Below are 26,015 nucleotides of genomic sequence, written 5' to 3'. Positions count from 1 at the left end.
GTTACTATGATAAACTTCAAGATAATGGGCAACGACATACAGCACCTCTACGTAGAACTAGGACCTAGTGATAGGATATACGCAGAGGGTGGACACTTGATTTGGAAATCCTCAAGCGTTAATATAAAGGCCACAACAGGCAGTGGCTTCATGGCAGGCCTAAAAAGAGCAATCACGGGGGCAAGCTTCTTTGTACTTGAGCTCGAGGGGCCGGGAGCCATTGATATTGCCGGCTTCGCCCCAGGTAAGATTGTGGAGATTGACCTAGGCGGTAATGGCGTCATGGTTGAGCACAGGGCTTTCCTGGCAATGGAACCAACGGTAAATTATGATGTCAAACTCGTCGGCCTAGGTTTTGGATGGTTAGGAGGTGAGGGCCTTCTGATGGCTAGGCTCCAGGGCAATGGTAGAGTATTCCTACATGCCATTGGTGACGCCCTAATGCTTGAGCTTAGGCCTGGGGAGAGTATCGATGTTGAGGCCGGCCATGTACTGGCCTTTGACGAGGGCATGAGAGTCAGCATTAGGCGTGTTGGTGGCTTGAGGACAATGCTCTTCGGCGAAGAGGGTTTGTGGCTAGCCCATATCGAGGGGCCTGGTAAAGCTTGGTTGAGAACATTAAGTAGGCAACAGATGATAATGGGTCTCATGCCAGAGCTCGCTCGAGTCGCTAGGTCAGCGTAGTTAATGAGGGCGTTGAGCTAGGTTAAAAAATCCATGAGTACCTCAATTACGTGATTTATTTAATATGTACGAGCTTGACGATTTAACGAGGTAATTTATTGATACAGTGACTATGAGTAGCGCAATTTAGCAACATATTAATTTACCAGAATGAATATAGTCAATACTGAGAGAATGCGGGACTTAAATCTATTTCCCTGGCAGGAATTTAACATCGAATTCGCAATACTCTTTGGGTCCAGGGTGGGCGGGAGGGTTGTTAAGGGTGATTGGGATATAGCCGTTTGGTTCAACGATATTAATGGTTACGCGGACCTACTGGTATCACTGGCTAGGTTTCTTGATGTTAGGGAGGAATTGATAGACCTCGTACCACTTAATTATAGGCTGCCCTGCCAATTAATAATCGAGATACTCCGCCACAAGCCAATATATGTAAGGGACACCGAGAAATACCTAGAGATCAGGTTCAGGCTTCAAAACCCATGCATCGACTTCTTCATAAGCATGAAAAAGCTGGGCCTCGGCGAGGCGCCATGGCCATTATAGGCAGGTTATTGAGGATCATCGAGGAACGAGAGGCGCTACTCAATAGGTACTCACCCGACGAACTAAGCGACATTAAGCGTACTACTCCGCCGTATACCTACTCCAGACACAGGCCCAAGCCCTCATCGACCTAGCCCAGAGGGTGGCAACGCTCATGGGAATGGAGGTCAGCGGTTACGTGGATACAGGCAAGAAGTTAAGCATGCTCGGCGTGATTAGCCCCGAGGACTTAAGGCTTTTATAAGTCAGTATTGGCCTTCAGGAATATCGTCGTTCATCAATACGCAGTGGTCGACCTCGAAATAACCAGGAGAATAATCGCGAATAGAGAGTACAGGAGAGTCACGGAGCTCGCCAGGAAGATTGCCAGTAGGGTGAACGACCCATAAAATTATTAAGCAGAAAGCTGACTATAGCACATGGGACTGAGCAACTGGTGGTACTACACAGGCACCATAACCAAGGCAATGACAATAGTGGGCATGGCCGCAATAGTAATACTGGCGCTGGTGATTGCCGGGGCGCACTACAGGCCGCTGCAGTCAATACCAAGGGCGCTGGGCTTGGTTCAGACGCAGACTGTCTACGTGCCCATAAACCACACGGTGTACGTGAACCAGACCATCGTTGTGACGAAATACATAAACCAGACAGTGCCAGTATACATAAACAGGACTGTGACTGTTTACGTGAATAAGACCGTGTACGTGCCCATTGGCAATGCGCCGCTTGGTGATGTCCTAGGCACAGGTACGTGCCACCTCTACAGCTTAATCTTCAGCAACGGCACAATCTGGACCCTAGGCTACTGGCTACCACCAAACCAACTCTGGAGCGTTGTTTTGCGGAATAATACCATTTTTGAGTGGGAGGCATCTTCTGGGACTAAGGCTGGTGAGCAATTAATGACCTCAGTCTCATTCTTCATAATGGTGCTAGGGCAGAGCGGATTACTTGGTGAAATTGGAATTCCCATGCTCACTAACGTCCCCAATATACCGCAAGCCAACTGGATATACATGATCTACCTAGGTGATTGGATTGGCTATGGGCCTGTGGTAAGTAACAGCCTATGGATTATAAACAGCTCAATCATCATGGGCTGGCGAGCCACATCACTCGGCCAACCAACCATACCCCTAGCCAATGAGACAATTGAGGTAATACTAATCCCACCACCGCCACCAGGCCAAGCAGTTCCAAGCCTCAAGTACCTAGTATCGCTTTATAGGTTTAGGAGGGATTCACGTACATTCGAGCCCGTAAACTCGATACTCGAGGGCTGCGTATTCGACACACAACTTATAAAGTATACCCGACCCGAGGGAGCCGCACACCAACAGGCTGAGCATACTTTCAAGGGGCCTCTTAGGCTGAGCATCGAGCTTACGCCGAGCCTCCTCAGGGAATTCATGGAAATTGTTAATGCGGGTGCGAACCCAGCCTTCAACACATCCGTAGATACTATGTATGAACCACCATACGCACTAATTACTGGTGGTAACGGCGTAATCGCGTACTGCGACATGACCGTAAGAATCGAGACCGAGAAGGACAAGCCCGGCTCCATAATTCTTTCGAGCGATGATGTTGGTGATATTGTTCGTAAGGTTGGTTATGTAGGCTACATAACATTGAGTGTCCCGATGCCAATACCCCAGGTTAGTATTAGTGTTAAGAGTCTTGCGGATGCTGTGAATAACTTATTGCTGGCTAAACAAGCCCTTGAGAGGCTTGATTACATACAGGTTATTAAGGTTTGTAGGAATGTGATTTACAACGACATTACGGAGGTCAAGAAACAGCAGAGGGTTATTAGGGGTGAGGTTAGGGAATTGATAATGAGGAGGTTTGGAGGCGATACTGGCAAGTTCTATGAAGATATCCTTGAAAAAGTTGAGAAGATGATTAGGAGTGCTGCCGATTACGTGAGTAGGTTCATACATGAGGAGTTGGACCAAGTGCTCATGAACACATCATCAGCCGACGCTGAGTACGCCTACCGCACAACACTCACGATCGTGAAGTACCTAGCGGATTTGGTGGGGGTTGGTTAACCACGATTAAAATCTTCAATTCTTTTTCCTTTCACAGGCATACGTAATAACGCAACTTTCGCCATTCTAAAACCAAAATCTTTTTATCAATCTCTCTATTTACTCCTGTGTCTCTCTCGGACTCTTTGCCGAAGCTTGCGAGACTTGAGGGGCCCTATCAAAATTATTCATATGTTGTAATGTAATTATTTTTCTTATTTCGTGAAAAGAGCATTTTTAAGTAACAAAACAGCAGAAAATCACTAATGATCTTGAGGAATACGAATAGAAAAGTCCACGTTATATCGTGGATTTGGATTGCGATCTATTTATGGTTTGGTTATTTTTTACTGTTGAGCAACCATTTTATTTCTGTCAATTTTTCCAAAGATATCTGGAACAAGCCTTCTCCCTATACTTTTGGACTTAAAGAATATCTTGCTTCTTTAGTTTACATCTCGTTAATTTGCATTTTATTTATAGTAGTGATGGCCAAAGATCTTCAGAAGCTGAGCATAAGTAAGGCATATGAAGAAGGCATTAGCAAACGAGCTCTCTATGGATTCTCCATCTCGTTTGCGAGTTCTGCTCCTCTTTTCATCTTAATAAAAGGTATCCTGTGGCCTTCGAATCTATTCTATATCTTTGTCTTTTCTGTCATTATTAGTATTTGGATTTATTATAAGCTTGAGGAAATGTTTATTGAACCTGAATTTGAGAGGTGGAGTATTGAGGCTTTAAAATTACTTCATGATGCAGAACTTAGGATAAGCCTTCAGCTGGCTTCTATTATTACGTTAGGCGCTTTTGCAGGCATATTAGTCCTGTGGCTAAACGTTCTTTTGCCTTCAATTCCCATAGAGGCGAGGACTAGTAGTTACTCTCTTCTATTTCAAGCAGTCATAGCTTTTATAATTATCCATCTACTGTTTGGTTTATGGATGGCGTATTTCGTGCCTATACTTAGGCGACTAAGTCGGATTAGATTAATAATAAATAAAAAGTGTGCCGAGACGAATTAATAAAAAGCTATCTATAAATCTGCATCTTAATGACTCCCTTTAATAAGTCCCATCCTTCGTTCATTATATAGCGAAATAAACTCCGCTCCAGCTACACTGCTATTGTAATGAACATTAATAAGTGCTTGCTTCCCTCTCGGCCAGCAATAAGGTTAGGAAGGGTGAGAGTGGTAATATAATTTCCATTTGGAGAATTAAGGATGGGCATGAAGCTGCCTTGAGGGTGGCGTCTAGAGTGAAGAATATTGACGCAAAGATACCTGCTAAGAACGTGGTTGCCCGAGCCAGGGTTTACATGTGTAAATCTAGTGGGCAAGAACCTGGGGTGGTTACGATTTAATGGGGCCAACATAAACGTGGATAAACATAGGTGTAGGTATGAGCAGCATGGTGAGATACCGTTAATGCTACGCTTCAGAAACCCGACAGGTAGTAAACGCAACATCAGTGACGTCTATAATGACGTGATTGTTGAGATAACGGTACTGAGAGTTTTGAGGATTAACAACAATATACACCTCAGAATACCAGTACCACAGAAGGTGAGGGTAAGGGCTGCTACCCTATCTGTAAGTGACTTAGATCTAAACAATGCACCATTTCGGAAAGAGCTCGAAGAGTACTTAAGGAGCATTTCACTTAGGCAAACCGTGGGCGCACTTAGAGGTCCTTAAGGATGAGGTTAACTCAGTGTATTGAGGCTAGCGTTAAGGTTTGGGGATCTATGATCGATGAGTCCACAAAATTTCTACGGCTCACTTCATTAACGCCTAAAAATCGGGTATTTTAGGTTTCCTTTTAATTTCACTAGCATTAATCCTCAAAAATAATGCATAATCTTTTTAATATTTAATCCGATAAGTACAAGGAATGAAGAGTCATATCAATCAAAAATGTTGATAAAGATTTTTAAGTAAAGTGTAAAATCATCACCTTAAAATGCCATTTAATAGTAACTTAATTTTCGTGAAGTTGGACGACCTTAAGCGTGCGTTTCTTGAGGGTGTACATAGTGGTCATGCTGTGGTTTATGAGGTTAGTGAGGGCTTATCGACGGAGGATTTGAAGAAGAGGTTAATCAAAGCTAGTGTAATGTATCATTATAGGTATGGGAGGAATGTCTTTGTGTTTGGCGTTAAGGAAGGCACAAAGGTCGACGACCTCGTACCTGGCAGGAGGCTTGGCGAGCATGAGGTTAAGGAGGTTCTAAAGGGGATTCCCTCCAATAACTTGGTGTCAATGATGTCGGCAATGCTTAATTACCAATTAAGTGTGTTATTAACGAGCAAGGGATTCCAATACTCCTACGAAGAGATGCGTCGTGGTAAATACCTATGCGTAAGTAACTATTATGGTAAATTAATTCGTAACCCCGTGAAGGTGTGCCTTAAGGTCAATGTAATCAGGTCACTCATTGATGAGCAGGATCAGTACCTACCAATAGCGCTTAATTACCGAGTGAAGAAAAGTAGACGTTTATCACCAGAGGTTATGAATGAAATTCACGCAGAATTTATGGAGGCATTTCCAAGCTACCTTAACGATTTAAAGATTATTACTCGAGTCCTCAACGACGATATGGTGAGGAATAGGGAGCTTAAGTTCCTAGAAATTGAATATAAGCCACCGGCTATTATTACCTTCCGTTTTAGGGGAAATAGTACTGGTGAGAATGTTACCGACATCTTGAAGCTTGGTCCCTATTTCCTGCCAGGTGAGGAAGAGAAAATAGATGTAGTGTTTGTTTACGAGAATGCGTTAGCCAGCCAGGCAAAGAAGTTAACTAAAGTTCTAGAAGACACGATTAAGGATGGTTTAGGAATAAAGCTTAATATCGATGATGAGCACAAGTTTTCTCACGACAAACCTCTTGGAGACGTAATTAAGTTGGTAAGGGATAGATTCATAAATAGCGGATCATGTCTTTTGGTCCTTAGTAAGGAGAATAGGTTAGGACCCATCTTTATGTCAATAAAGCCCTTAACTTTAAAGAAAAACTTCTATTTCAAATCACAATTCATAACCAATGAAACAATCTCTAAGCTAGATAGCTATGCGGTTAAAGCTAACATAGTTAACTCAATACTCTTCAGGGTTGAGGGCACGCCATACATGCCCGTCCTCAGGGGCAACATTGACGTTTTAGCGAACAATTTATTCGTCGGCATAGCCCTCTCTAAGCCATTAAGGAAGGGCTATACGAAGGGCGGTATCGCCCTTATAGACCCATACTCCGCCAGGATAATAACGCGAGCAATTGTTCTAAAACGAAAAATGCGTAGCGGGAAGTTTGAGGCTTCCGACATGCACGAAATAGTCTCAAATATCAAGGGAGTCCTTAAGGATTATAAGGAGTTATATAACGTTAATGAGTTGGTGATACATATTTCGAAATTCCTCAGTGATGATGAGTACGGCTTATTTTACGAGTATTTACAGGACCTTAACGTTAACGTAAGGTTGCTATCCATTCGTAAGAGGGACGATATTACCCTAGTTCGTGATGGCAGAATGGATTCATTAACCATGATTAAGCGTGGTAAGTCCCACGTGGAGGTTATGTACTGGCCTCATGAAAGGGCGTACCACCCACTCACGATAAGGATCTATGGGGATAATGTTGATAGGGACGTGATGATGAGGCATTTGAGGTTTATTGAACTTCTTCGACACATGTATTACCCAGCATCCTCAAGGTTCATCGTAGAGCCCGCCACAATAAGTTACTCAAGGAGGGTGGCGCGTTTCGCTCCATGGCTCAGTGACAACACATGATAATGAAAGACATCATAGAATTCTGCGATTTTAAATTGCGTGGATTTATCCATAATCCAAAAATCGATGAGGAGAATCCATACGAATACGCAATGTACCTACTGGCATTAAAAGAACTTGATAGAAATAGGTATGAGGAGTACTCCAGGATCCTGTGTAACAAGCTCGATTTTAGATCTATCAATCTGCAAAACCCTGACTATACTTACAGAATTGGGTCATTAATACTACTCAGGATCTGTAGCACGTACTCGCAAAGTGCCGAGAACCTACTTTATGAATACAGGGATGAAGTGATTAGGTTCGTCGAGAGGTTCAGAGACATAGCAGGTGAGGATCAGGTACAGAGGGTTGTGTTGGCTCTGAGGATTGCTTATGGCAATGATGATTATGTGAATAGGCTTGTCCGTGAAATAATCAGTAAGCAATTCATGGGAAGCAAGGCCGATAGGAGGGATTACGTCAATAGATTTAACACCGCACTACTAACGCTGTACTTAATGGAAAAAAATGATGTAAGGCTCGCTAATGAGGTTGCGTTCACAATATGCAATCCAAACGCAATGAACGAACCCCTCGAGTATTACCTCTGCGCAATCGCGCTAAAACAACTAAACGTGTTCTGGTACGAATTTTGGAGAAAAATAAAGAAGGTATGTAAGAAAGTATTATCTAAAGTATTATCTATTGCTTTAAAGTATCTTATTGAGCTTCTCATTAGGTTTATGAAAATATAAACAGTTGTATTAGTGGTCAATCCTTCATCAATTCAATTACGAACCTCATCACCTTACTCAACGCCACCTCAGTCTCGCCAGTCTCGTCTCCGCATGCGTACCTTATCCTCACTGTCCTTGGCTCGTTACTCGTTATTACGTACGTGACCCTGTACCTTGGCTTGGTTAGGTCACTGCTCAACGCCCTTACTCGCCTTATTGCCTTCACGCCTTTGTCCAGGACCTCGATGTAATAATCTCCCTCGCACTCCATGCTTATGACCGCCGCGTATATTGGCTGCATCAGCCTCGAGTACTCTCGGTGTAGTATCACTGCGGCTATGTGGGTGCAGACCTCGCCTCTCCTCCTCAAGCCCCAGCCCGTCTCGAAGCATGAGCATTGGTACCTCCCATCCCTAAGCCTAACGACGTAGTTAGGGTACCTATCCCCAAGCCTCGGATCACCACGCACGACCCACGCATTCTCGGCTACTTGCCTAACAGAGCCGTTTTCGAAACGCCTCAAGGCCCTCCTTATCCACGAGCTTGATTTGCCAGGGAACTTCTCTTTGAGCTTTTCAACCGCCAACTCCTCGACGTCCCTCACCACCCTCATTCCTAACCACCCTGGCCCTTATGATCTGCACCCACGGGTTGTCCTCAAGGCTGATTGAGGACTCACTACCTAATTCAACGGATTTCTCCCTAATTGAGTCCTTAACCACCTCCGTGTTTGCTCGGCTCAGGCACTGCCTGAGCATTTCCTTGACCTCACTCATGGCGAGGTATGCATTGATTAACTGCCGAATAACCTCACCCACAGAGACACCCCTAGAGTCAGCCAGGGCCCTTAGCAATTCATACACGTCCTCCCTAACACGTACAACCCTAAACCTCATCCAGCAATTACTGGTGTTGACTTAAAAGGAGGACGCGTAGCCACGTGGGCAGGAGCCATGTAACGCGAGGGCTATGAAAGGCACAGCCGAAAACACAAACATGTAGCCACGCGTATACACGAAAGCAGCGAGGCTAAGGCGTGAAACATCAAACAGCAAAACAATAGAATCTTGGTTTGTTTTCCCTAGGGTGACCCCAAGCAATGGTTAAGAGGCTTTTCCTCGAGAAACGAGGAAATTCACTCTTTACTCACCGGAAGCTAACTGGACATTGCTCTGCAACCCCTTAGGATTGCTGGTTCTTGCTCACATACTTATAAGGCGTTTACCGCTAACTAGCGATGCTCACGTTGAGTGAGGGCTTGATTAGGAGGAGGGAGGTCTATGTCTACGGTTTTAGGTCACCGACATCGGTGACTGTTGGGCTTGGCTCCATAGCCCTAGTTACCAAGGGCTTGATCCTAATAGTCTCGGCAATACCGAGGTCATTCAACGCCCAGGAGGAACCAATAAGTCTCAATGATACCTTGATTAGGGGTAGGGTTAGGAGGCATTTTTGTTGGGATGGTAACTTCATATGGCCGCCAGAGAACGTGAATGCCCTAACCACGCTTGTTGACTCGGGCTACGCCTTAGTCATTGAGCGTTTGGATAAGCCACCAAACATAATCAGGATTTACCGTAGGCTCGTTAATCAAGGACTGATCAGGGCTGAGACAATACTCAATATCCAAGCAGCTATATCAACAACGCCAACGCTAGTCGGCATAATTGAGGTGAGGGAGCTCGGTAGGGGGAAGCCGTTCTGGAGGTTTCCAAGGCCGTGCTTGGCTGGTCAGTACGTAAATAATGCCTTAAGCAAGCTGGGCGTTAGGGTTGTTTGAATGAGTATTAAGGATGGGTTGAGGCCATTGGAAGACCCCAATGGCCGTAGGACGTGCATCAATGTCGGTAAAGACTACGGGGATTGGGAGGTGGAATTCGACGTCTGCATTGACCTACCTTAAAAGGGTAACCAGTAATTACTGGTGTGCCAAGGAGGAAAGCTGAATCTAGTGAGGTTGGGGAAAACGAGCTCGGCAGGCTTGTTAATTTTGGCTTCAGTAGGCAGACGATTGATAGGCTGGTTAGTGCCGGCGTCAAGTCCCTCAGGCACATCCTACTATTCAACGCCGAGGAGCTTCAGGAACTCCTCGGCTCGCCTGACACTGATTTGCCTAGGAGGTTGATCAACACGGCTAGGGAGTTGCTCGCTGAATCGCCAATGGCTGTCTCGGCTAGGGAGAGGGTTGAGGCGTTGAGTAGGATGCCGGTTTTGAAGACTGGGGTTGATGGCCTCGACAACGCGGTTGGTGGATTACGCTTTGGGGCGAGCCACGAGTTCGCCGGTGAGTTTGGCACGGGCAAGACGATAATGGCCCTCCAAACGGCCATAGCCTCAATAAGCCAATTCGGCTTCAATGTCGTGTACATAGACACCGAGAAGACAATCGACCATTACCTGGACTCGCAATTACTGAGGAGCATGTGCAATAGGTTCGGGGTTGATTATGAGAAAATGATCAGCGACCACCTATACGTCTACAACCCAGCAACGGTTGACGACCTCGAGGACTTCATAAAACTCAAACTCACAGACCTCGTGATAAACAACAACGCCAAGGTCATTGTTGTGGACTCAATAACGGCACTGTACAGAGCACAGTTCCGTGGTAGGGAGAGGCTCGCCGAGAGGCAGCAGCGATTACACTACGTACTGGACTGGCTTAGGCGATTGACAATAAGGCTTGGCGTGTTGGTCATATACACCAATCAAGTAATGACGAGCCCAACGGGGTACATAGAGGTGAAGATGCCGGTTGGTGGGAATGTACTGGCCCACACAGTGAACGCAAGGTGGCTAATGGTTAGGGCGTCGAAGAGCAAGGGTGAGGGGGTGATGAGGGCACTTGACGTGCCTGGCCTACCGCCGGGCTTCGAGGTAAAGTATGTAATAGGCGACGACGGTCTCCACTAACTATAGACTATTTATTAATCACTATTGATTATTTAGCCCCGTTAATGCCTTATTAAGCGTATTGCGTAGAAAGAGTTAGATGGTTCAGGGATCCGGTGAGGCTTTGCCGAGGATCATTGTCAATGACGAGGGCTACCTAGTGGACATAGCCACTGGTCTTGTGCTCAATGACTCCACGCCCATCGAGGGCACTGAGCTGTGGCCGGTAAGGTCGGACCCGAGGGTGGGTAATACTAGTATGCATAGCAGTGTGAAAGTTTCACCCAACCCTAAAATCACTTGGTTAAGGAAGAGGTTTAGTATGGTTGGTGGGGTAAGGGATGAGGCTAGGGAGAGGGCTAGGGAGGTTGAGGAGTTGGTCAATACCGTCATGGAGGTCCTTGAGAACCACGGCATTAAGGTTCATAGGGATCAGGTGAGGGACTTCGTGATTAAAGCCCTAAAGGCCTGGGACGGGAGACCCACTGACTTAGTTAAGGTATTGGATAGGGTCCTGGACGTAAACAGTAATGAGTATCTCGAGGAGAGGAGGCCGATAATTGAGGCGTTGAGTGAGGTCTTTGGGCGCGACTGGTTGGTGAGGCATTACATAGGGCAGGTAATCAAGGAATGGGGTTTGAATGGTGTGGATGAGGTCATAAGTATTGATGAGGTTATGAGGGCTTATGAGGATGTTAGGCTTATGGCTAAGGCGGTTAGGAAGAATTACTACACTAAGACCCTCATTGAGCTAGCCATAGTGAAGCTGCTCCTCATGAGTGATAGTGAGGACTCAGTAAGGAAATTCCTAAGGAGTGAGGGGAGGGAGGAATTACTGAGCAGGTTCATGGAATTAATGAGTAAGGGTCCATAATCATTTTACTTATTAATCATGGAGATCCTAGAACAGTTACGGAATAGTCACGATGAAACCTGAGTATTCCGTTTCATCGTAGATCGCTACCGTGCCCACGTGGACATTTGTAAAGTCCCGTGAAAAATAATCCAAAGATTATTGAAGCCGTGAACCGCGAAATACTGCAAAATGTTCATGAAACCTACGGCGGAGAAGGTAGCCTTTTAAACCCAGTTGACCACTCCTTTTAAATGGTTAGAGGCGTTGCTACTGCTGAGGTTGTTAATGACTTGGGGCTGAGGGTTGTGAGTAAGGGCATGATCAAGCTCTCCGACTTAGTTAGGCAGTACGTGGTGCTTAAGGACCATCCCTGCCCATGTACGCATGGGAGTGAGGAGAGGGCAACCACAGAGCGCCACTTAATTGACTTAGCTAGGCGTGGAGGCACGTTACTGAGACCAGCCCTAGTCGGTAGGGTCTCCAGCATCCCAATAATACTGGCGCCAACGTGCGTCTTCGAGACCGCCCTAACAATGCTCAGTGAGGGTAGGGGTGACGTGCTCGAGAGGGTTCAGGTCGAGGTGTGGGATCTGGGGGACTTCGGCGATAGGCTCTACCTGGCCCAAGCCATAGCCTCATTACTGTGCATTGTATATGAGGGTAGGAAGTACGTAGATATTAAATCCACATTTGTGAGGAGTTACCTAGTGTATAGGGTGATGGAGGTTGCGAGGCAGGGTAGGGCTGTGGCTGAGGAGTTCATCAAGAGACTTGAGGGGCGTGAGGACTTGATGAAGCTCGCCCTCGAGGTAGCGGAGGTCGTGAGACTTAGCGAGAGGATGATTTACAACTACATCGTCGATGCTGTGAGCGATGAGAAATTCATTAACGAGCTTAAGATGTTGATCACAAACATTAAGGGTCCAGTTGACGTCCTAAGGTCACTCAGTGAGGCTGGGGATGTTGGGATATCGATTAAGCTCGCAATAATACAGATCGCAAAGACCCTGGACCTTGATAAGGGGGATATTGAAGACTTGAGGTTGTTGGGTCGCGATGGACTTTATGAGCTTAAGAGGATCGTTAAGGAGTTGGTTGGGAGGGGTAGAGCTGGTGATGCCACGTCACTCATAATGAGACTTAGAAAGCTCATTAATGGGGGTGACGTCCACGGTGCCATGCTCGAGTTAGTTAAGTGGCGTGAGGAGGCGCTCGGGTCGAAATCCACGCTGGGCAATAATGGGCTGGTGATTAAGGATTCAATGGTTAGTCCCTCCAATTCTAATGTGGCATTAACGATAAAGTCTGAGGGGTTTGCTAGGGCTATGGATAATAGTGGGAATTCGATGGGTGAGGGTGCGGTGCTCAATATTGATGCTAGCGATAGGTCGTTTAAGCTTAAGTTTGAGGTTGACTGTAACGACAATACCTGCAGGTTGATTAAGGAGCTCCTTAATGCCCTGAAGAGGAATCACAACGACGTGGAGTTAATGAACACCTTACTAGGCATTGTTAAGGCTTACGAGGTTGATAAGTCAACCATAAAGCTCATCAATGAACTACTGAGGGCCACTGCTTCGAGGGATTTAAGGGATATTTGCGAGCTTATGAATGAATTCATAATCAATACCTACAACAAAATACCCAGAGAGGTTAGAGATGCGATTAGGGATAGTGTTAAGACAATCGACTGCAGTCAGTACCCAACTGCGGATGCCATTAGTGAGTTCCTAAACCGCCTTAATAATAGGCGGCATTAAGGCGTTTGATGGGTGTGCAATTACCATCCCCATTCCTCGGTATCGGCCTCTTCAGCGCCCTGGCCACCGCCGTTCTTGTTCATGGCTTCGTTAAGTACCTGCATGGGCCCACGCCTGACGTTAGGAGGGAGGGGCTTGACGAGGTGGTTGACGTGGTGATTGGCTCCATAATGTTTGGCGCACTTTACTCGATGCTCATTGCCTCGAGTATTGTGCCGGCAATAACCCACGCAATAGCCTCCTCGATACCGATAGGCAATGCCACCAGCCTGGCAAACTACCTACCGCAGATCAACAATGCTCAGTCCATGCTCAGGTGGGGCTACTTGACCGCCCTTAGTTACTTCAACAACGTGACCGGGTACTACTCGGCGTTTTGGGGGACGGTCCTCGGCTTGTCCGCCATACCCGTGACATCGCCCTTCGGGCTCTACCTCCAGCAGTCGACGTGGTACCTGCAGACCATGGTAACGTACACAATAATCAACCTCGGCCTCATATATGCGTTGAACCTGATCGCCCACAACGCCTATTGGCTACTGCCCCTGGGCGTTGGCTTGGTAATCGTTAGGCAGACTAGGCCGATAGGCACATTCATAACCGCGCTACTGGTCATAGTGAGTATTGTGGGCCCGCTATTGAGTGCATACACGGTGGCATCACTAACCAAACCACTGAGCCAATTAGGGGCTTTATTGCCCAGAGGTCAGCCGAGCGTTGAGTACCTAGGTGGCGTGCTTCAACTAATCATTAACCAGGGCTATGAACAAGCCCTAGAAATGCAGACCTTCGATGTGGCTGTGGACATAGCCCTAGCAATGGCTCTGGCAGCGAGCTACGGCCTGTACAGGGTGTTTGATGAGACCATTGTTGATGTACTACCCTTATAAAGCAAGTGAGGCGGTGGATTGATGCTGGGCATGCACATAGTGCTTCAGGCCTCTGTAAACGCTACGGAGGTCATAAATGAGGTTATGAACAGCGTTGTTGGCCCAGCCTTCAACATATTACTAACGATTGGCGGCTTAGCATTCCTTGTGGGTATAGGCGCAATTCTCTACAACCTCTATGAGTACGTAATACACCCAACGAGCTTCGGCAGAAGCGGGGCGTTGAGTGAGGTCTTTGGGCACCATAAGCGCCTGATCGGCGGTGCCTTCGGAACCTGGCTCTCGATATACCTAATCTTCCTAATAGCCGCAATGCTCTCCGGCCAAGCGAACCCAGCCCAGGTCGCCTCAACAGCCGCCTGGCAGGTCCTGGAGGCGATGTTCACGAACCTACTCAACTACGCCAAATTGGCAATGCACATAAACGCTTAATGAGGCACCCTTAAAAACAAAGCCTATCAAAATGGTTAATGAATTCCAGGGGCATATCCTCGGTGGCTACAGCCGTGGTTATGGCTTTAACAATAATCGCAGTAATCACGTTCATAGCCATAAGCATGCCGCTGGCCAGGTCAATAATCGACAAAAACCACTGGGCCGGTGAGGTGGGTGTTTACAGGCCGCCATCACCAATAAACTCCTCAATGGGCATAAATGAGCCAACCCTAGACGGTTACTGCCTAGTCTATACAACCAGCAACGGCTATTACAACCTGACCTACTACTCATGCCCATCGACAATGAACACAACAACCACAGGCCAATAAACGCCTTTTAAGTTAGGGGTCAAATCACTTGATGAGCATTGACGAGTTATTCACTGGGGCAATGGGCTTCGCAATAGCCATGGCAATCGCCGCTGCCGTCATTGGCGGACTGCTCTACGGCTACTACCTATACGTCCAAAACCAGGTATTGGCTAATTACCTTTGGCCCGTCGTCGATGTCGTCCCCTATAAGGGCGGCTACTACATGGCTGTGATAAACACGGGGCACGAGCCATTCTTTGTTAAGGCAATATTCTTCAGTGATGGTAGTCACATAAACGTCGAATCCAAGGCCCTCCACCACAACCAGGCATGGTTCTACCAAGCCAGTAAGTTACCCAGTGTGGTGATGGTCTGCTCCGCAATAAAGCCAACAGTATGCATAATAGCTAAGGCGAGTGGTTGGTCTTTGGTTGTTGATGCCCCGCCTGACTCCGGGTGGGTCAACATCACGCTTATCGTTGACTGCTGGGCCAGTGGCTCGGTCAATTGGGTCGGCATCGGTAATAACAAGGGCGTGAGTGGTTCATTAAGCATTGACCTATCGAACAGTGGTTACTGCGCAGTGGGTGGCTGGGGCATGAGTGATGCCAGGGACGTGTTCACATACGGGCCACTACTCATCGAGATCACATACTCCTACTCAGTACCGCAGATGAGTTGTGGCCTTGAGGTAATCCCGAGCGCCCAGCCAATACTCATTTCCAAGGACACAAGTCCATACAGCGGCACCTGGTCCTTCACATACATGCTGATTGCATCGCCAAGCACAGACCTAACAATACACATCAAATGCACATACACACAGGGCTACTGGTGAGGAAAACCACCCTTATAAACCAGCCAATAGGCACTGTTGATGGGTTCGGGGAGTAGGGCCAGGGCTGGTGAGTTCAGTGTGCTTTGGTTGATAGTGACTCTTGTTGGGATAGTCATGGCCCTGGTCATAATGTACCTCGTATACGGCGGCGTAAATAGGTCGCTAAACACAGCCAACGCACCAATGATAACAGCCACCACATTGAGTGGTAACTTGTTCGTGAACATCAAGGATGCCGGCGTTGGGAGCTTAAGTATTGAGAACGTAATACTGTACGCGGGGACTAGCCAGGCAAGCTGCACCTCAGCCACCTACTACCTGGACGGTGAGCAATTGGGCGGTGGGTTGCCAATAACCCTAAAGCCAGGCCAGACACTCACAATAGTCTACAGCAGTTGCAGCCCAGGCGTTGATGAGGTGACGGGTGTGGCTGTCATAACGAGCTCAGGCACATACACAGCCACGGTTTCGTAAAAACCACTAAAACCAATTAATTCTTTAAAATCAAAAACAACGCACACCCTCACCATTGTTTAATGATTTCCTGTTAAGAATAGAATCGTGGTACCCACGTGCTTTTACCGGCCTTCAGCACCGTGCGAACACCCTCCCATGGTGAGCCCCCTTTTAAGCCCATTGATTGGCTCCCTCTGATGGATGTTAGGGACTTGGTCGCCGACTTAGTGTTTATAGTTAGGTCGCCGGTGGATGGGGTTGAGCCTGCCATCAATGAGAGTGCTAGGCTGAGTGGGGCTTGGTTGAAAATAGCCACGGTATTCAGGGCGCTCAATAATGTCTTGGCACTGCCCAGGGGCTATAGGCGTGAGCTTGTTTCCATAGCGAGCTCCTACTTCATTGCCGGTAGTGACCCATCAATCACCTTCCTAGCATTGGTTAACAAGTACGAGGCCCTGCTCAGGAGGTGGCTTGATTGGTCTAGGGAGGCCTTGACCACGGTGATTGTTGTGGCGATAATGATTGGCGTGGCCTCATTCCTAACAATCCTGGGCTCACCGCCGATGATCTCGCTCATAGGCATTGCATTAGTCCCATTCATTCATTACTACCAGGTTGAGCTCGTTAGGTACGACTACGTTAAACCAACCATTGCCGGCTTGATTGGTGGCTCAACGGCGTACCTCATCGGCCACTACCTAATGGGCCTCGTTGGCTCGAGACTTGTCTTCGCAATAATCATGGGCTCATGCACCGCCTTCGCAATTGCCTACATACCGCAGTTCATTGGGTTCGTGAAAAACTACCTAGGGATGCCCCAGAGGGTTTTGAACTCGTTCGGAGAACTACTCACCCTGGGCAACCCACAGCCGCCGAAGCCATTAACCATTATTGAGAAGGAGCTTAGGCCGCTTTGGGATTACGCCTACGGTGCTGGCGACAGAGAATTCGTGGAGAGGGTCATCATCGTTGTTAACTCACTGATCGACTTCGTCAGGGACTCGGTGAGGGTTGGCCTCATTTATGGGCCTTTCACGGCTGTGGGCTACGTATTCATGCTGTTCACGGCATACGTACTGACCGGCATACACGCAATGGCCATAACTGGAGTGCCAATAACACTGAACCCTCAGTTAATCACCCAAGCCCTGATACCAATGGCGGTAGCCACGTCGATACTGGTCGGAGAGTCAATGCACAGTATTGGCTTGGGCATAAGCCTATTGCCAATACTCCTAATGCCACTGATACCACTGATTTGGTGATCAAAATGCACGTCTCAAGGCCCAAGGTACTGAGCCAAGGGCTCGTGAAGAGCTACACGGTGGAGTTCAGCGGGATAAGGACTGACATTGAGGTCCACCTGATACAGGCTAGTCAGTACGGCGTCCATGACTACGTGGCCTACGTGATTGATGATTTGCCAGAGTGGGTAGTAGCAATGCCGCTTGAGAAGATCGTTGATTGGTTCAGCTCGGGCATGAGGCTCGAGAGGGCAGTGGCTAAGGGCCTTAGGGAGGTTGGTGTAAAGCCAGCTAAGGAAAACGTTGATTTGGGTGTTAGGGTGTTCAACAGGTGGTTCAATTACTACGGGGCACTGACTCCGGTGCTCCTAATGGATGATGTGACTGACGTGTACATAAACAAGGCAGGCACTAGGTTCGGGCTTGGTGGAATCTACATGGAGCACTCAATACTCGGTAGGGTCCAGGTTGTCATTGGTTGGGAGCCGTTTGAGGTTAGGAGGGGGAAGAGGGTGATTAAGACCGTGTTCTTCGACTTCAATGGCTTTGTCGACTACGTAATTCGTAGGGTTGCCCAGAGGACCAGGACAGCAATAACGAGTTATAACCCAGTGGCCAGTGTTGTGGATCCGGAGTTCGGTGTTAGGATATCAATAGAGAGCGAGCCAGTGAGCCCTGGCTCAATCTCGATAAGGGTACTGCCGAGGAGGCCATGGACACTGCCTGACCTGATTAGGCGTGGTATGATTGGTGTTGAGGACACGGCAAGGCTTTGGTTGCTTGCTGACCACAGGGTCCCAATACTCATAATTGGTCCCATGGGGTCTGGCAAGACCAGCCTCCAGAATGCCATTGCCTATATGTTGGTTACTAAGTCCATGGCGTTGATCATGGACGTTGCAGAATTATTCTTACCGCACCACCAGGTCGTCAAGCCAATGCTCGAGAGGGTGGCTTATGCGCGTGGTGTTAGGGGTATTGATAAGGCTGAGCTCGTTAGGCAGGCGCTTAGGAGTGGTGTTGATGTCATAGTCCTAAACGAGGCTAGGTCTAGGGATGAGTTCTCCGCATTGGCAGAGGCCGTGACGCTGGGCCACGGAGCATTGACGACATTCCACGCTGAGGACCTTGAGGCTGCGAAGGTTAGGTTGGCTAACCTGGGCCTCGAAGCCGAGGGCCTACTGAGGCTTTCCGTGGTTGTTGAGGTTGGGATGGCGAGGGAGGTTAGGTATAACGCGGGGACTAATGTTTACGAGGTGGTTGTGAGGAGGTTTGTTAGGAAGATCCATAACACGGAACCATACATCAACGCCCTGGTTAGGGACTACGGCCCCGACTACGTGAGTAGGCAGTTGGAATCGAGAATAGCCTTCCTAACCAAGGCTGTCAGTGCCGATTTGAATCACGAGCAGTTGGCCAACCTGCTCTACGTATTCTACAAGCAGCCTGAGGCTGTGCTTAAGGCAATCGACATCACTACGGAGGTGAGTACTGAGGTTGTTGGTAACGAGGTTAGGCCACTCCCACTGCCTGAGGAGGTCCTGAGGCTTGACACGGAGCTTGGACAGCCTTTTAAGGAAAGCCCTGGTGGTGGTTGATGCTTAGGCCTAGGTTTGTTGCGGCTGCATTCTTCAGTGGTTCGAAGGGTGGTACTGGGAAGAGCACGTTGGCGGCTAACCTGGCCATAACCATGTCCCAAGCCCTAAAATCAAACGTGCTACTCATTGATTTGGGCATTGACTCCTCACAGACAGCCAGTAGGACACTGGGCGTTGTGCCGGAGAGGGCTGGCGCACTGGACTTCCTCATTGGCTCAATAAACGACGCTAACCAACTGGTTAGTAGGTCTACCTACTTACCAACGGTCTTCGTTGTTCCGCCAGGTAACATAAGGTCTTACCAACTGGCGATTAGCGTCAACGAGTCCTTCAACAGGTGGGTCTACCTAATCAACTCATTGGTGATGAGTACGGGTTCGCAGTTCATCATTATCGACCTACCAGCCAACGCCCCAACACCAATCCTGATACCGGCGTTGGTCACATCGCAGATAATTAACGTCATCCTCGACCACGCGAATTACTCAGAGTACGTGCTCAGGGAAATAGACGACACGTACATACAGCCAATGATAACGCAGTTGAGGTATAGGAAGATCGTCAATGTTGTCCTTAACAAGGCGTTGCCTGGGTTGGATGGTGTTGAGGCTAGGGTTAGGGGTTTCGCACACAATGGGGATGTGTTCACAGTCCCAATGAGCCCAATAGCCCAATACTTAATAGCAGCAATGAAGCCGGCAATCCTATTCGAACCAAAAGGCTCACTGGCAAGCTTCAAGAGGGCAATCGAGGCAATCACCAACACCCTAACAAGGCAGGTAAAGGCGTTGTTGACGGGTTCGATAGGCACAGCCTAGGCATCTTCAACCCTGCTCGATTCACCTTTTATGAGTAGGTGAAGTAAAAAAGTCCTGTAAATTAATAACTCTTGATGTCCATGCAATCTACCTCACGTAGGTGGTTGGTTGCGACTGTCTCAATTATTGCTGTTGTTCTAGGTCTCGTTTTTGTTCTTCACGTTGTTAATAAGCTCTCGGTGAGGGTGACCAATGTTAACGGTCAGGAAGGCCCAGTAACAGTCAACACACCAGCACCAGCAAGCATAAACATACCAATCTACGTAGTCGGACCAACAACGCTTGTTCAGAAACTCATCAACGCCGGCATAAACCAATCACTAATCAAGCCAGCAACAATCAACCAACTACCAAACCTACCAAACAACAGCATAATCGTTATTGACTGGTCTGTTCTTGGTCCCAGCATTGTGATTAACGGCTCAAGCAGTAAGTCCGAGGTTAACCTAGCAAGCCCTGTGATTGGCTTACTGGGTACATTATTTAAGCATGGTGACTTAATAATCCTCTACGGAAGCAGGAGCGAGTTGGTGACAATGGAATTCGTACTAACCTACTCATGGGCAAGGGAGTTTAATATTACCATTGCCTTTGGTTCGGAGAAGTATTATCCTGTGCCCGCCTTTATCATGCCCATTAGCAGTAATATGACCGCTATAATGGCATTCGTAAAGCCCGGACACGGTAGATACCTCATAATCAGGCCCATATATGTTGATAATATTACCATGGCGGTAGTTACTTGGCATGAATTAGGTAGTGGCCTAGCCATTTTACCTCAATCATATAGTGGCGATGACGTAAGCCTTGAGAATACAAACCCATGCTGGGCTTATTATGAGTATGGAGTACCAAGTGGTTTCATATTCATATGGGGCGGTAGTCTAGTGACTGGTAATAACCCGACTTGGGGTATTCCGGCCTATACGGATAGTCTCGGCGATGAGTTTTATTACGACTCATGCCTACTAATCTATGACCAAGTCTCCACTGCATATTCACCAGCCAGAATAGCGTCAATAGCCTACGGGATGGTTGCATACTCTCTATCCCAGTCTGGTTACGTGTGGGCGTATGTTTATCAGGAGATTGCTGGTTACGACTTATACTCAAGCTATACCGAGTTCGCGTATGGCCTTAATCCATACGTACCCATTGATTACCCAGTCAACTCCTTTTACGCTAACTCAGGAACAAACATAATACAACCCACGCCAACTTCCCCTTCATTCACAATAAGCCTGCCGCCGAGCGTCTCAATAACGTATCCAAACGTGTGCGTCGGTGTTGATAATACGTATGGTACAACGCCATATCCAGGGAATTACGCGTATAACTTCACATGGATCTTCACACCAGGTACTGGGTGTGTTGGTTCAGATACGCCGGCTACGTACATTTACGGCTTTTCTACCGGTTTACCTGGTTATCCGGCCTTCGTGAGTATACCTGGTTATTCAACGCCTTCATCCTCAGCTCAAATAAGCTTCTTCCTACCGTTTTACGCCGAGGTATCGCTCAAGCCCGAGACAATCACTCCATGGCCACCAATACCCCTATGCATATGGGCTGATGCGTACTGGCTCGTTACACTAACGGCTACAAGCACAAACAGTGTAAGTTTAAGTAACGCAAGCTTTAACGTGCCGGGCAGTAGTGGGCAATACATATCAGGCACATCATCAAACACGTGCGGTTCATAACGCACGACGAAGAAATCATGTCTATTAAAAATAAAATGCCCATTGTCATACTCTTGACCCTGAAATAGTCGATTCTAATCACTACAATTCCCCCTTTTAAATCAATCACTAAACTCCATTGATGAGTCAAAACCCAGTGAGTAACTTCCTTAGGAATTTATTGAATAGGGATGGTCAATCAGCTAATCAGGCTGATCCTAAGCCCGTTGTTGATTCTTTGCCGGTGCCTCCGCAAAGCCCTCAGGGCCAGCCTTTGCCTTTTCCAATGCCTGGCCAGGCGATTCTTGAGGGTGTTTTGGCTGAGATTGATAGGTTGTCTAGTATTGAGAGGTCTATAATAGCGGTTAGGCTGTTAGGTAGTGATGAACCTCTGAGGGGCGTGAAGCCCGAGGATTGGGTTAAGCTGATCGAGGAGCGTGTTGGTAAGGCCTATGCCGAGGCGTTTAGGAGGTGGCTTGGGCTAAGGGGCTGTGGTGAATTGAGATGAGGATTTTCGGTAACAAGGGCTTAAACGGCTTGGAGCGTGAGGTGAAGGAACTGGGCAGGCTAAGGCTCAGAGAAATCAAGGCGAGGCCGGTGAAGAGCAATGGTAGGGAATTAATGAAATTCATTAATTCGTGGTCCTCGAGGTGCGTTGATTCGCTTAGGCCCTACTGCCAACGGGTGTTGGCTAGGCTTGTTAACTACTTCACCCCGGAGTCAATCAATGAATTGCTCAGCGAGGTGTTGGCTCGTGGACTGAGTATCGAGGTGGCGTTGATACTGCTCTCCCAATGCGACTTGATCCACTGCAATGAGCTCTCCGTTAGGGAGTACCTAGAGACTGGTAGGGTGGACATTAATGAGTTAATGACCATACTCAATTCGCAGGGTATTAAGGTAAGCCCGGAGGAGCTTAGGGCGGTCATTAACGGCGAGTATAGGGTTAACCAGGCAAGGAGTAGGCTTTCCTGGCTTCCTAGGTTTATTCGCCACGCCTTTTAAGGCGTTGATTCAATCAAAATGATGCCCAGAATTGATTCGAGGATCTACGCCATTGTCCTTGTTGGGATTGTTATAATGGGCATTGCCTACAACCCACTGATCCTACTCCTAATCCCAGCACTGGCCTATAAAGACCTCAGGGAGTGGCTCATAGAGTCACTCCTAAGCCTGGTATACCCAAACCTAGCCCCTAGGCTTGTCCTTGGCGGTGACTACGTGTTTGATGCTAAGAATAACGTAATGCATGTTTTCTATAAAGCCGAGCCCATATTCGATATTAGCCGATTAACCGGTAGCCAGTACGTTGGTTTGTTTGATGAGTTGGTTAGGAGGTTGGGTTTGGGTGTTGATGAGGCGGTAGCCTTCATTAGGCTCGGCGATGATAGGTACGTAAGGCTAAGTAGGGTTGTAAAGGGCGAGGGTGAGCTGGGTGAATTCAATGCGTGGCTCACCGCCAGGGAGAGCCTACTAAGGCAGTACTTCGTGCTTAAGCCCTTAGGCGGTGATGAGTTGAGGAGGCTCGTCGGGTTCCCAACGAGGCCAGGAAAGCCGAGGCTGATCATCGCGGTGGCGATACTCTTCCTAGCCTCATACATATTCTTCTGGCTCTACGGAGTAACGGTCATTGCGGTACTGGCAGCATTGATGGCCAAGGCCCTGGGCAAATACTCAGTAATTAGGGGCGGCCGACTGGGCATTTTGAACAAGAGGCTCGTCACCTCGAATAAAATATTCACAATGCCGAGTGATGAGGACATTAGGGCCATTGCTTCGGCGATGGCCAACTACTTGAGAAACTACGCCCTAATAATCTCAGGAAATCCCGAGTTCAGGGCCGTCACATCGGCAAAGGTGGCTAGGGAGTACGAGAGGTTTGTGGTTCAGGAGAGGGGTAGGGCATTGTCGGCTGTGAGTAGGTGGCGTGTTGTCCTTGATAGGATAACTCAGAATGCCGAGGAGCCCTTGAGGGTCATGATAGCAAGCGACAAGTCAATACCTGACACAAGCATGGTGATGAAGCCATCAAGGAGCCAAACACACCTGTGGTCTTTGCCCACAATCGATGAGCTTAGCCACGACGTTGCAATAGTCCCAGTATTCCACGGTGGTAGGCTAATCAGCGAGGGATCAAGGGCTAGGGTTAGGCTTGGTAGGGATAGGGAGGGCAATGAACTAATCATTGACCTCGATGCCCTGCCCTCCGGCCACATGCTGATTGTTGGGCCTACGGGCATGGGTAAGACGTGGACAATAAGCACAATGCTGTACAGGCTAATGAACTCCGGGATTAAGGCTTTGATCCTAGATCCACACGGCGAGTACCTAAGGATACCGGGCATTGAGCCGATAGACGTGACCAGGAGGTTCATAAACATATTCGAATTGGACGGCTTGACTGATGTTGAAAGAATGCATAGATTAATTACGGAGTTCTCAATACTGGGCATAGACGGTAGGGCGTTGCTACCGGACCTAAAGGTTATCTACTCAAACGGCCTCTACAGGGACTTCTTTAAGTCTATGGAATACCTAAGGACAGCCACTGATGACGACTCGGTGGCGTTGGCACTGGATAGGTTGATGAGCCACCTGAAGGACGCGGAGATAGTTCCAGTGGAGGAATTATTGAACAACAAGGCACTGCTCCTCGGCTCCGTTAGGGCTTCTCCGGACGTGATGGCTTTCTTGATGGGTACGGTTGCTGACCACGTGTACAGCCACGTGATGAGTAAAGGCATTGGTGAGCAGCTCCAGCAGTTGCTTGTCATTGACGAGGCTTATTACTTATTGAACTCGCCACTGGCTGAGTTGATGATTCGTGGGCTTAGGAAGTTTGGGCTGGGCACGGTGTTCATAACACAGACACTCACTGGGATAAGCAGTGACGTGCTCCAGAACATACCACTGATCATTGCCTTGGGCGGCAACGACGCATACGTAGCATCGATAAGCCAGGCATTGCAACTAACGAGTGAGGACATAAAGTGGCTAACCACGGCACTACCACCACACATGGCAGGACAAACAACAAAAGCCCTAGTCATAACAGGACCAATAAAGAGACTAGGAACAATAGAACTAGAACCAAGCATAAAGTCTTTTATAATATAGCTTAATTTTTTAATGTTGTAATTCATTAATTCATTGAATGCCTAAGAACCTGAGTATAATTTACGGGTTGTTATCCTCGATTGTTAGTGAACGTAGAACCGAGATACTAGTCACATTATTTCAGCTTTCATTAGCGTACTTCATAGCTTATTCTCTATATCATTATTATCATTATTACTTTAATATAATTATTATTATAATTTTATTTGCTGCTGCTATTACGTTAGCATGTATGCATTATAGGTTGGTTACTGAGGTTGGGCGAGTTGATTATGAGCTCATTAGTAAGGCCTTTAGTGAGCTGTTGAACATGAATACGGTGGACGTGAAGGAAGTCATACAACGCGTGATCGATGAGATAGTTAAAGAGCTTTTTGGTAATAATTTAATGAAAAAGATCATAAATATTATGATTTTTGCATTAAGTATTTATATACCATACATATTGATTTTATCACTTCCAATACTATTAATAAGTATGTCTTATCCACAACTGTTTAATTACGTAACTGCTGTACTGGCTGTCTTCATAGTGTCGGCAATATTTAGTATTATAATGATTATTAATGAGATGTCTAAAGGCGAGAGATTGGAGATTGAAATAGCGGGTGGTGTGGCTCAATCAATGTTAACAAACATCCTGAATAGGTCTTTAATGTATAGGGGAATTGCTGAGAGAATGAAGATTAGGAAAAAAGCCGTATACATACTCATGATATTCGCAATCCTTCTGACGCCAATGATAATTAGGTCAGGTGAAACGAAGCAAAGGAACCATCCAATGATAGGATTAGTGATTGAGTATGATGAGAATTCAATTAAAAGTGCGAGTAAGAGGGCATGTATTGACTTAATCCATGATTTAGTTAGGAAGTTGGGGCTGGGAACTATTCTATTAATGGAGGGTGAGCGAATCAAGAAGTTACTAAATGCATTAGGATTTAATCATGAGCAGGTAATCAATGCATGTAAATCCAAGCAATGTGAATATGAAGGCGATAATTTCTCAGAATCCCTTGTGCTGGACTGCCTCGGTGTTACCATAGTTAAGTGCTTCATTAACACTATTATAAACAAATCAGATGGACCTATTAAGGTCAGTGATGGTAAGTTTACTATGGCGTACATGGTTAAGCTACATTTAAATAATGTAAGGGTATCCGAACAATTCGAAAAGTACGAACAAAAAATAAGAGACCATGCATATCGCATCAGGGCTTTGGTTTATGAGGTCCCGTGTAGTGGTGAATTTAATATTTACGTGATCATAACAATAAACAGCACGGAATACAACCTAGCATTGGCTAAAGCGTTGGTCTAAGTAGTTGAG

30 protein-coding genes are annotated in these 26,015 nt (G+C 47.2%); 28 read left to right on the top strand and 2 right to left on the bottom strand.

Going from position 1 to position 26,015, the window contains the following annotated elements:
• The first annotated feature begins 6 nt into the window (after positions 1–6).
• From VMUT_RS05325 to VMUT_RS05285, 10 genes are all read left to right on the top strand, one after another.
• Positions 7–684, top strand: a complete 678-nt coding sequence (locus VMUT_RS05325) for a TIGR00266 family protein (RefSeq protein WP_013604395.1) — start codon at positions 7–9, stop codon at positions 682–684.
• A 150-nt stretch (positions 685–834) separates the two neighbouring features.
• Entirely contained in the window at positions 835–1,233 is a 399-nt protein-coding gene (locus VMUT_RS05320; protein WP_013604394.1) for a nucleotidyltransferase domain-containing protein, read from the top strand.
• The gene (locus VMUT_RS12790; RefSeq protein WP_158304788.1) at positions 1,221–1,367 is read left to right on the top strand and encodes a hypothetical protein; all 147 of its coding nucleotides are present in this window, start codon (positions 1,221–1,223) and stop codon (positions 1,365–1,367) included. Before VMUT_RS05320 ends, VMUT_RS12790 begins: the two co-directional genes overlap by 13 nt.
• A 117-nt stretch (positions 1,368–1,484) precedes the next feature.
• Complete coding sequence (locus VMUT_RS12455; RefSeq protein WP_083805474.1) at positions 1,485–1,622, top strand: HepT-like ribonuclease domain-containing protein; 138 nt, start codon at positions 1,485–1,487, stop codon at positions 1,620–1,622.
• A 30-nt stretch (positions 1,623–1,652) separates the two neighbouring features.
• Positions 1,653–3,290 carry a hypothetical protein gene (locus VMUT_RS05310; protein WP_013604393.1) on the top strand — a complete coding sequence of 546 codons (1,638 nt, stop codon included), beginning with the start codon at positions 1,653–1,655 and terminating at the stop codon, positions 3,288–3,290.
• A gap of 467 nt (positions 3,291–3,757) precedes the next feature.
• On the top strand, positions 3,758–4,291 hold the full coding sequence (locus VMUT_RS05305) for a hypothetical protein (RefSeq protein ID WP_148224671.1): 534 nt from the start codon (positions 3,758–3,760) through the stop codon (positions 4,289–4,291).
• 121 nt (positions 4,292–4,412) lie between these two features.
• Positions 4,413–4,631: a hypothetical protein gene (locus VMUT_RS05300; protein WP_048056890.1), complete on the top strand. Its 219-nt coding sequence runs from the start codon at positions 4,413–4,415 to the stop codon at positions 4,629–4,631.
• Positions 4,600–4,965, top strand: a complete 366-nt coding sequence (locus VMUT_RS05295) for a hypothetical protein (RefSeq protein ID WP_158304787.1) — start codon at positions 4,600–4,602, stop codon at positions 4,963–4,965. The genes VMUT_RS05300 and VMUT_RS05295 overlap by 32 nt, the downstream gene beginning before the upstream one ends.
• Before the next feature lie 265 nt (positions 4,966–5,230).
• Positions 5,231–7,066 (top strand): argonaute/piwi family protein, encoded by a 1,836-nt coding sequence (locus VMUT_RS05290; protein ID WP_013604390.1) that lies wholly within the window; start codon positions 5,231–5,233, stop codon positions 7,064–7,066.
• Positions 7,063–7,803 carry a hypothetical protein gene (locus VMUT_RS05285; protein WP_013604389.1) on the top strand — a complete coding sequence of 247 codons (741 nt, stop codon included), beginning with the start codon at positions 7,063–7,065 and terminating at the stop codon, positions 7,801–7,803. The genes VMUT_RS05290 and VMUT_RS05285 overlap by 4 nt, the downstream gene beginning before the upstream one ends.
• Before the next feature lie 16 nt (positions 7,804–7,819).
• On the opposite strand, the gene VMUT_RS05280 is transcribed toward VMUT_RS05285, so the two are convergent.
• Positions 7,820–8,398 (bottom strand): hypothetical protein, encoded by a 579-nt coding sequence (locus VMUT_RS05280; RefSeq protein WP_048056888.1) that lies wholly within the window; start codon positions 8,396–8,398, stop codon positions 7,820–7,822.
• Positions 8,361–8,681, bottom strand: a complete 321-nt coding sequence (locus VMUT_RS05275; protein WP_013604387.1) for a ribbon-helix-helix protein, CopG family — start codon at positions 8,679–8,681, stop codon at positions 8,361–8,363. The genes VMUT_RS05280 and VMUT_RS05275 overlap by 38 nt, the downstream gene beginning before the upstream one ends.
• Positions 8,682–9,022: 341 nt before the next feature.
• On the opposite strand from VMUT_RS05275, the gene VMUT_RS05270 reads away from it, so the two are divergent.
• The 18 genes from VMUT_RS05270 (at position 9,023) to VMUT_RS05190 (ending at position 26,006) form a co-directional block, all read left to right on the top strand.
• Complete coding sequence (locus VMUT_RS05270; protein WP_013604386.1) at positions 9,023–9,565, top strand: hypothetical protein; 543 nt, start codon at positions 9,023–9,025, stop codon at positions 9,563–9,565.
• Positions 9,566–9,688 (top strand): hypothetical protein, encoded by a 123-nt coding sequence (locus VMUT_RS13200; RefSeq protein ID WP_013604385.1) that lies wholly within the window; start codon positions 9,566–9,568, stop codon positions 9,686–9,688. It abuts the gene before it with no gap.
• Between the two features lie 23 nt (positions 9,689–9,711).
• Positions 9,712–10,698, top strand: a complete 987-nt coding sequence (locus VMUT_RS05265; protein WP_013604384.1) for an ATPase domain-containing protein — start codon at positions 9,712–9,714, stop codon at positions 10,696–10,698.
• Positions 10,699–10,777: 79 nt separating this feature from the next.
• Positions 10,778–11,551, top strand: coding sequence for a hypothetical protein (locus VMUT_RS05260; RefSeq protein WP_013604383.1), 774 nt, complete (start codon positions 10,778–10,780; stop codon positions 11,549–11,551).
• Positions 11,552–11,784: 233 nt separating this feature from the next.
• Positions 11,785–13,293, top strand: coding sequence for a hypothetical protein (locus VMUT_RS05255; protein ID WP_013604382.1), 1,509 nt, complete (start codon positions 11,785–11,787; stop codon positions 13,291–13,293).
• 8 nt (positions 13,294–13,301) lie between these two features.
• Positions 13,302–14,183: a hypothetical protein gene (locus VMUT_RS05250; protein ID WP_013604381.1), complete on the top strand. Its 882-nt coding sequence runs from the start codon at positions 13,302–13,304 to the stop codon at positions 14,181–14,183.
• Positions 14,184–14,204: 21 nt separating this feature from the next.
• Positions 14,205–14,615: a hypothetical protein gene (locus VMUT_RS05245; protein ID WP_013604380.1), complete on the top strand. Its 411-nt coding sequence runs from the start codon at positions 14,205–14,207 to the stop codon at positions 14,613–14,615.
• Between the two features lie 38 nt (positions 14,616–14,653).
• A complete protein-coding gene (locus VMUT_RS05240; RefSeq protein ID WP_013604379.1) occupies positions 14,654–14,950 on the top strand; it encodes a hypothetical protein in 297 nt (98 codons plus the stop codon).
• A gap of 31 nt (positions 14,951–14,981) precedes the next feature.
• Positions 14,982–15,770, top strand: coding sequence for a hypothetical protein (locus VMUT_RS05235; protein WP_013604378.1), 789 nt, complete (start codon positions 14,982–14,984; stop codon positions 15,768–15,770).
• A 39-nt stretch (positions 15,771–15,809) separates the two neighbouring features.
• Positions 15,810–16,244 carry a hypothetical protein gene (locus VMUT_RS05230; protein ID WP_013604377.1) on the top strand — a complete coding sequence of 145 codons (435 nt, stop codon included), beginning with the start codon at positions 15,810–15,812 and terminating at the stop codon, positions 16,242–16,244.
• A 179-nt stretch (positions 16,245–16,423) separates the two neighbouring features.
• Positions 16,424–17,491 carry a hypothetical protein gene (locus VMUT_RS05225; RefSeq protein ID WP_013604376.1) on the top strand — a complete coding sequence of 356 codons (1,068 nt, stop codon included), beginning with the start codon at positions 16,424–16,426 and terminating at the stop codon, positions 17,489–17,491.
• 5 nt (positions 17,492–17,496) lie between these two features.
• On the top strand, positions 17,497–19,068 hold the full coding sequence (locus VMUT_RS05220) for a type II/IV secretion system ATPase subunit (protein WP_013604375.1): 1,572 nt from the start codon (positions 17,497–17,499) through the stop codon (positions 19,066–19,068).
• Positions 19,068–19,886, top strand: a complete 819-nt coding sequence (locus tag VMUT_RS05215) for a ParA family protein (protein ID WP_013604374.1) — start codon at positions 19,068–19,070, stop codon at positions 19,884–19,886. Before VMUT_RS05220 ends, VMUT_RS05215 begins: the two co-directional genes overlap by 1 nt.
• A gap of 74 nt (positions 19,887–19,960) precedes the next feature.
• Complete coding sequence (locus VMUT_RS05210) at positions 19,961–21,589, top strand: hypothetical protein (RefSeq protein ID WP_048056887.1); 1,629 nt, start codon at positions 19,961–19,963, stop codon at positions 21,587–21,589.
• A gap of 121 nt (positions 21,590–21,710) precedes the next feature.
• The gene (locus VMUT_RS05205; protein ID WP_013604372.1) at positions 21,711–22,076 is read left to right on the top strand and encodes a hypothetical protein; all 366 of its coding nucleotides are present in this window, start codon (positions 21,711–21,713) and stop codon (positions 22,074–22,076) included.
• On the top strand, positions 22,073–22,573 hold the full coding sequence (locus VMUT_RS05200) for a hypothetical protein (RefSeq protein ID WP_013604371.1): 501 nt from the start codon (positions 22,073–22,075) through the stop codon (positions 22,571–22,573). The genes VMUT_RS05205 and VMUT_RS05200 overlap by 4 nt, the downstream gene beginning before the upstream one ends.
• Before the next feature lie 21 nt (positions 22,574–22,594).
• On the top strand, positions 22,595–24,685 hold the full coding sequence (locus VMUT_RS05195; protein ID WP_148224818.1) for a helicase HerA domain-containing protein: 2,091 nt from the start codon (positions 22,595–22,597) through the stop codon (positions 24,683–24,685).
• 232 nt (positions 24,686–24,917) lie between these two features.
• Entirely contained in the window at positions 24,918–26,006 is a 1,089-nt protein-coding gene (locus tag VMUT_RS05190; RefSeq protein WP_013604369.1) for a hypothetical protein, read from the top strand.
• Positions 26,007–26,015 lie beyond the last annotated feature (9 nt).

It is taken from the genome of Vulcanisaeta moutnovskia 768-28, from assembly GCF_000190315.1.
GTDB classification, from domain to species: domain Archaea; phylum Thermoproteota; class Thermoprotei; order Thermoproteales; family Thermocladiaceae; genus Vulcanisaeta; species Vulcanisaeta moutnovskia.
This window is presented reverse-complemented; position numbering and strand designations above follow the sequence as displayed.

What these genes read in the sequence shown, in the direction of transcription:
- VMUT_RS05205 (WP_013604372.1), top strand. Translation starts at nt 21,711, where the DNA reads ATGAGTCAAAACCCAGTGAGTAACTTCCTTAGGAATTTATTGAATAGG.
- VMUT_RS05290 (WP_013604390.1), top strand. Translation starts at nt 5,231, where the DNA reads ATGCCATTTAATAGTAACTTAATTTTCGTGAAGTTGGACGACCTTAAG.
- VMUT_RS05280 (WP_048056888.1), bottom strand. Translation starts at nt 8,398, where the DNA reads ATGAGGGTGGTGAGGGACGTCGAGGAGTTGGCGGTTGAAAAGCTCAAA.
- VMUT_RS05220 (WP_013604375.1), top strand. Translation starts at nt 17,497, where the DNA reads ATGCACGTCTCAAGGCCCAAGGTACTGAGCCAAGGGCTCGTGAAGAGC.
- VMUT_RS05225 (WP_013604376.1), top strand. Translation starts at nt 16,424, where the DNA reads ATGGATGTTAGGGACTTGGTCGCCGACTTAGTGTTTATAGTTAGGTCG.
- VMUT_RS05275 (WP_013604387.1), bottom strand. Translation starts at nt 8,681, where the DNA reads ATGAGGTTTAGGGTTGTACGTGTTAGGGAGGACGTGTATGAATTGCTA.
- VMUT_RS05305 (WP_148224671.1), top strand. Translation starts at nt 3,758, where the DNA reads ATGGCCAAAGATCTTCAGAAGCTGAGCATAAGTAAGGCATATGAAGAA.
- VMUT_RS05235 (WP_013604378.1), top strand. Translation starts at nt 14,982, where the DNA reads ATGAGCATTGACGAGTTATTCACTGGGGCAATGGGCTTCGCAATAGCC.
- VMUT_RS13200 (WP_013604385.1), top strand. Translation starts at nt 9,566, where the DNA reads ATGAGTATTAAGGATGGGTTGAGGCCATTGGAAGACCCCAATGGCCGT.
- VMUT_RS05240 (WP_013604379.1), top strand. Translation starts at nt 14,654, where the DNA reads ATGAATTCCAGGGGCATATCCTCGGTGGCTACAGCCGTGGTTATGGCT.
- VMUT_RS05325 (WP_013604395.1), top strand. Translation starts at nt 7, where the DNA reads ATGATAAACTTCAAGATAATGGGCAACGACATACAGCACCTCTACGTA.
- VMUT_RS05215 (WP_013604374.1), top strand. Translation starts at nt 19,068, where the DNA reads ATGCTTAGGCCTAGGTTTGTTGCGGCTGCATTCTTCAGTGGTTCGAAG.
- VMUT_RS05255 (WP_013604382.1), top strand. Translation starts at nt 11,785, where the DNA reads ATGGTTAGAGGCGTTGCTACTGCTGAGGTTGTTAATGACTTGGGGCTG.
- VMUT_RS05195 (WP_148224818.1), top strand. Translation starts at nt 22,595, where the DNA reads ATGCCCAGAATTGATTCGAGGATCTACGCCATTGTCCTTGTTGGGATT.
- VMUT_RS05245 (WP_013604380.1), top strand. Translation starts at nt 14,205, where the DNA reads ATGCTGGGCATGCACATAGTGCTTCAGGCCTCTGTAAACGCTACGGAG.
- VMUT_RS05190 (WP_013604369.1), top strand. Translation starts at nt 24,918, where the DNA reads ATGCATTATAGGTTGGTTACTGAGGTTGGGCGAGTTGATTATGAGCTC.
- VMUT_RS05200 (WP_013604371.1), top strand. Translation starts at nt 22,073, where the DNA reads ATGAGGATTTTCGGTAACAAGGGCTTAAACGGCTTGGAGCGTGAGGTG.
- VMUT_RS05260 (WP_013604383.1), top strand. Translation starts at nt 10,778, where the DNA reads ATGGTTCAGGGATCCGGTGAGGCTTTGCCGAGGATCATTGTCAATGAC.
- VMUT_RS05250 (WP_013604381.1), top strand. Translation starts at nt 13,302, where the DNA reads ATGGGTGTGCAATTACCATCCCCATTCCTCGGTATCGGCCTCTTCAGC.
- VMUT_RS12790 (WP_158304788.1), top strand. Translation starts at nt 1,221, where the DNA reads ATGGCCATTATAGGCAGGTTATTGAGGATCATCGAGGAACGAGAGGCG.
- VMUT_RS05285 (WP_013604389.1), top strand. Translation starts at nt 7,063, where the DNA reads ATGATAATGAAAGACATCATAGAATTCTGCGATTTTAAATTGCGTGGA.
- VMUT_RS05310 (WP_013604393.1), top strand. Translation starts at nt 1,653, where the DNA reads ATGGGACTGAGCAACTGGTGGTACTACACAGGCACCATAACCAAGGCA.
- VMUT_RS05270 (WP_013604386.1), top strand. Translation starts at nt 9,023, where the DNA reads ATGCTCACGTTGAGTGAGGGCTTGATTAGGAGGAGGGAGGTCTATGTC.
- VMUT_RS05320 (WP_013604394.1), top strand. Translation starts at nt 835, where the DNA reads ATGAATATAGTCAATACTGAGAGAATGCGGGACTTAAATCTATTTCCC.
- VMUT_RS05230 (WP_013604377.1), top strand. Translation starts at nt 15,810, where the DNA reads ATGGGTTCGGGGAGTAGGGCCAGGGCTGGTGAGTTCAGTGTGCTTTGG.
- VMUT_RS05210 (WP_048056887.1), top strand. Translation starts at nt 19,961, where the DNA reads ATGTCCATGCAATCTACCTCACGTAGGTGGTTGGTTGCGACTGTCTCA.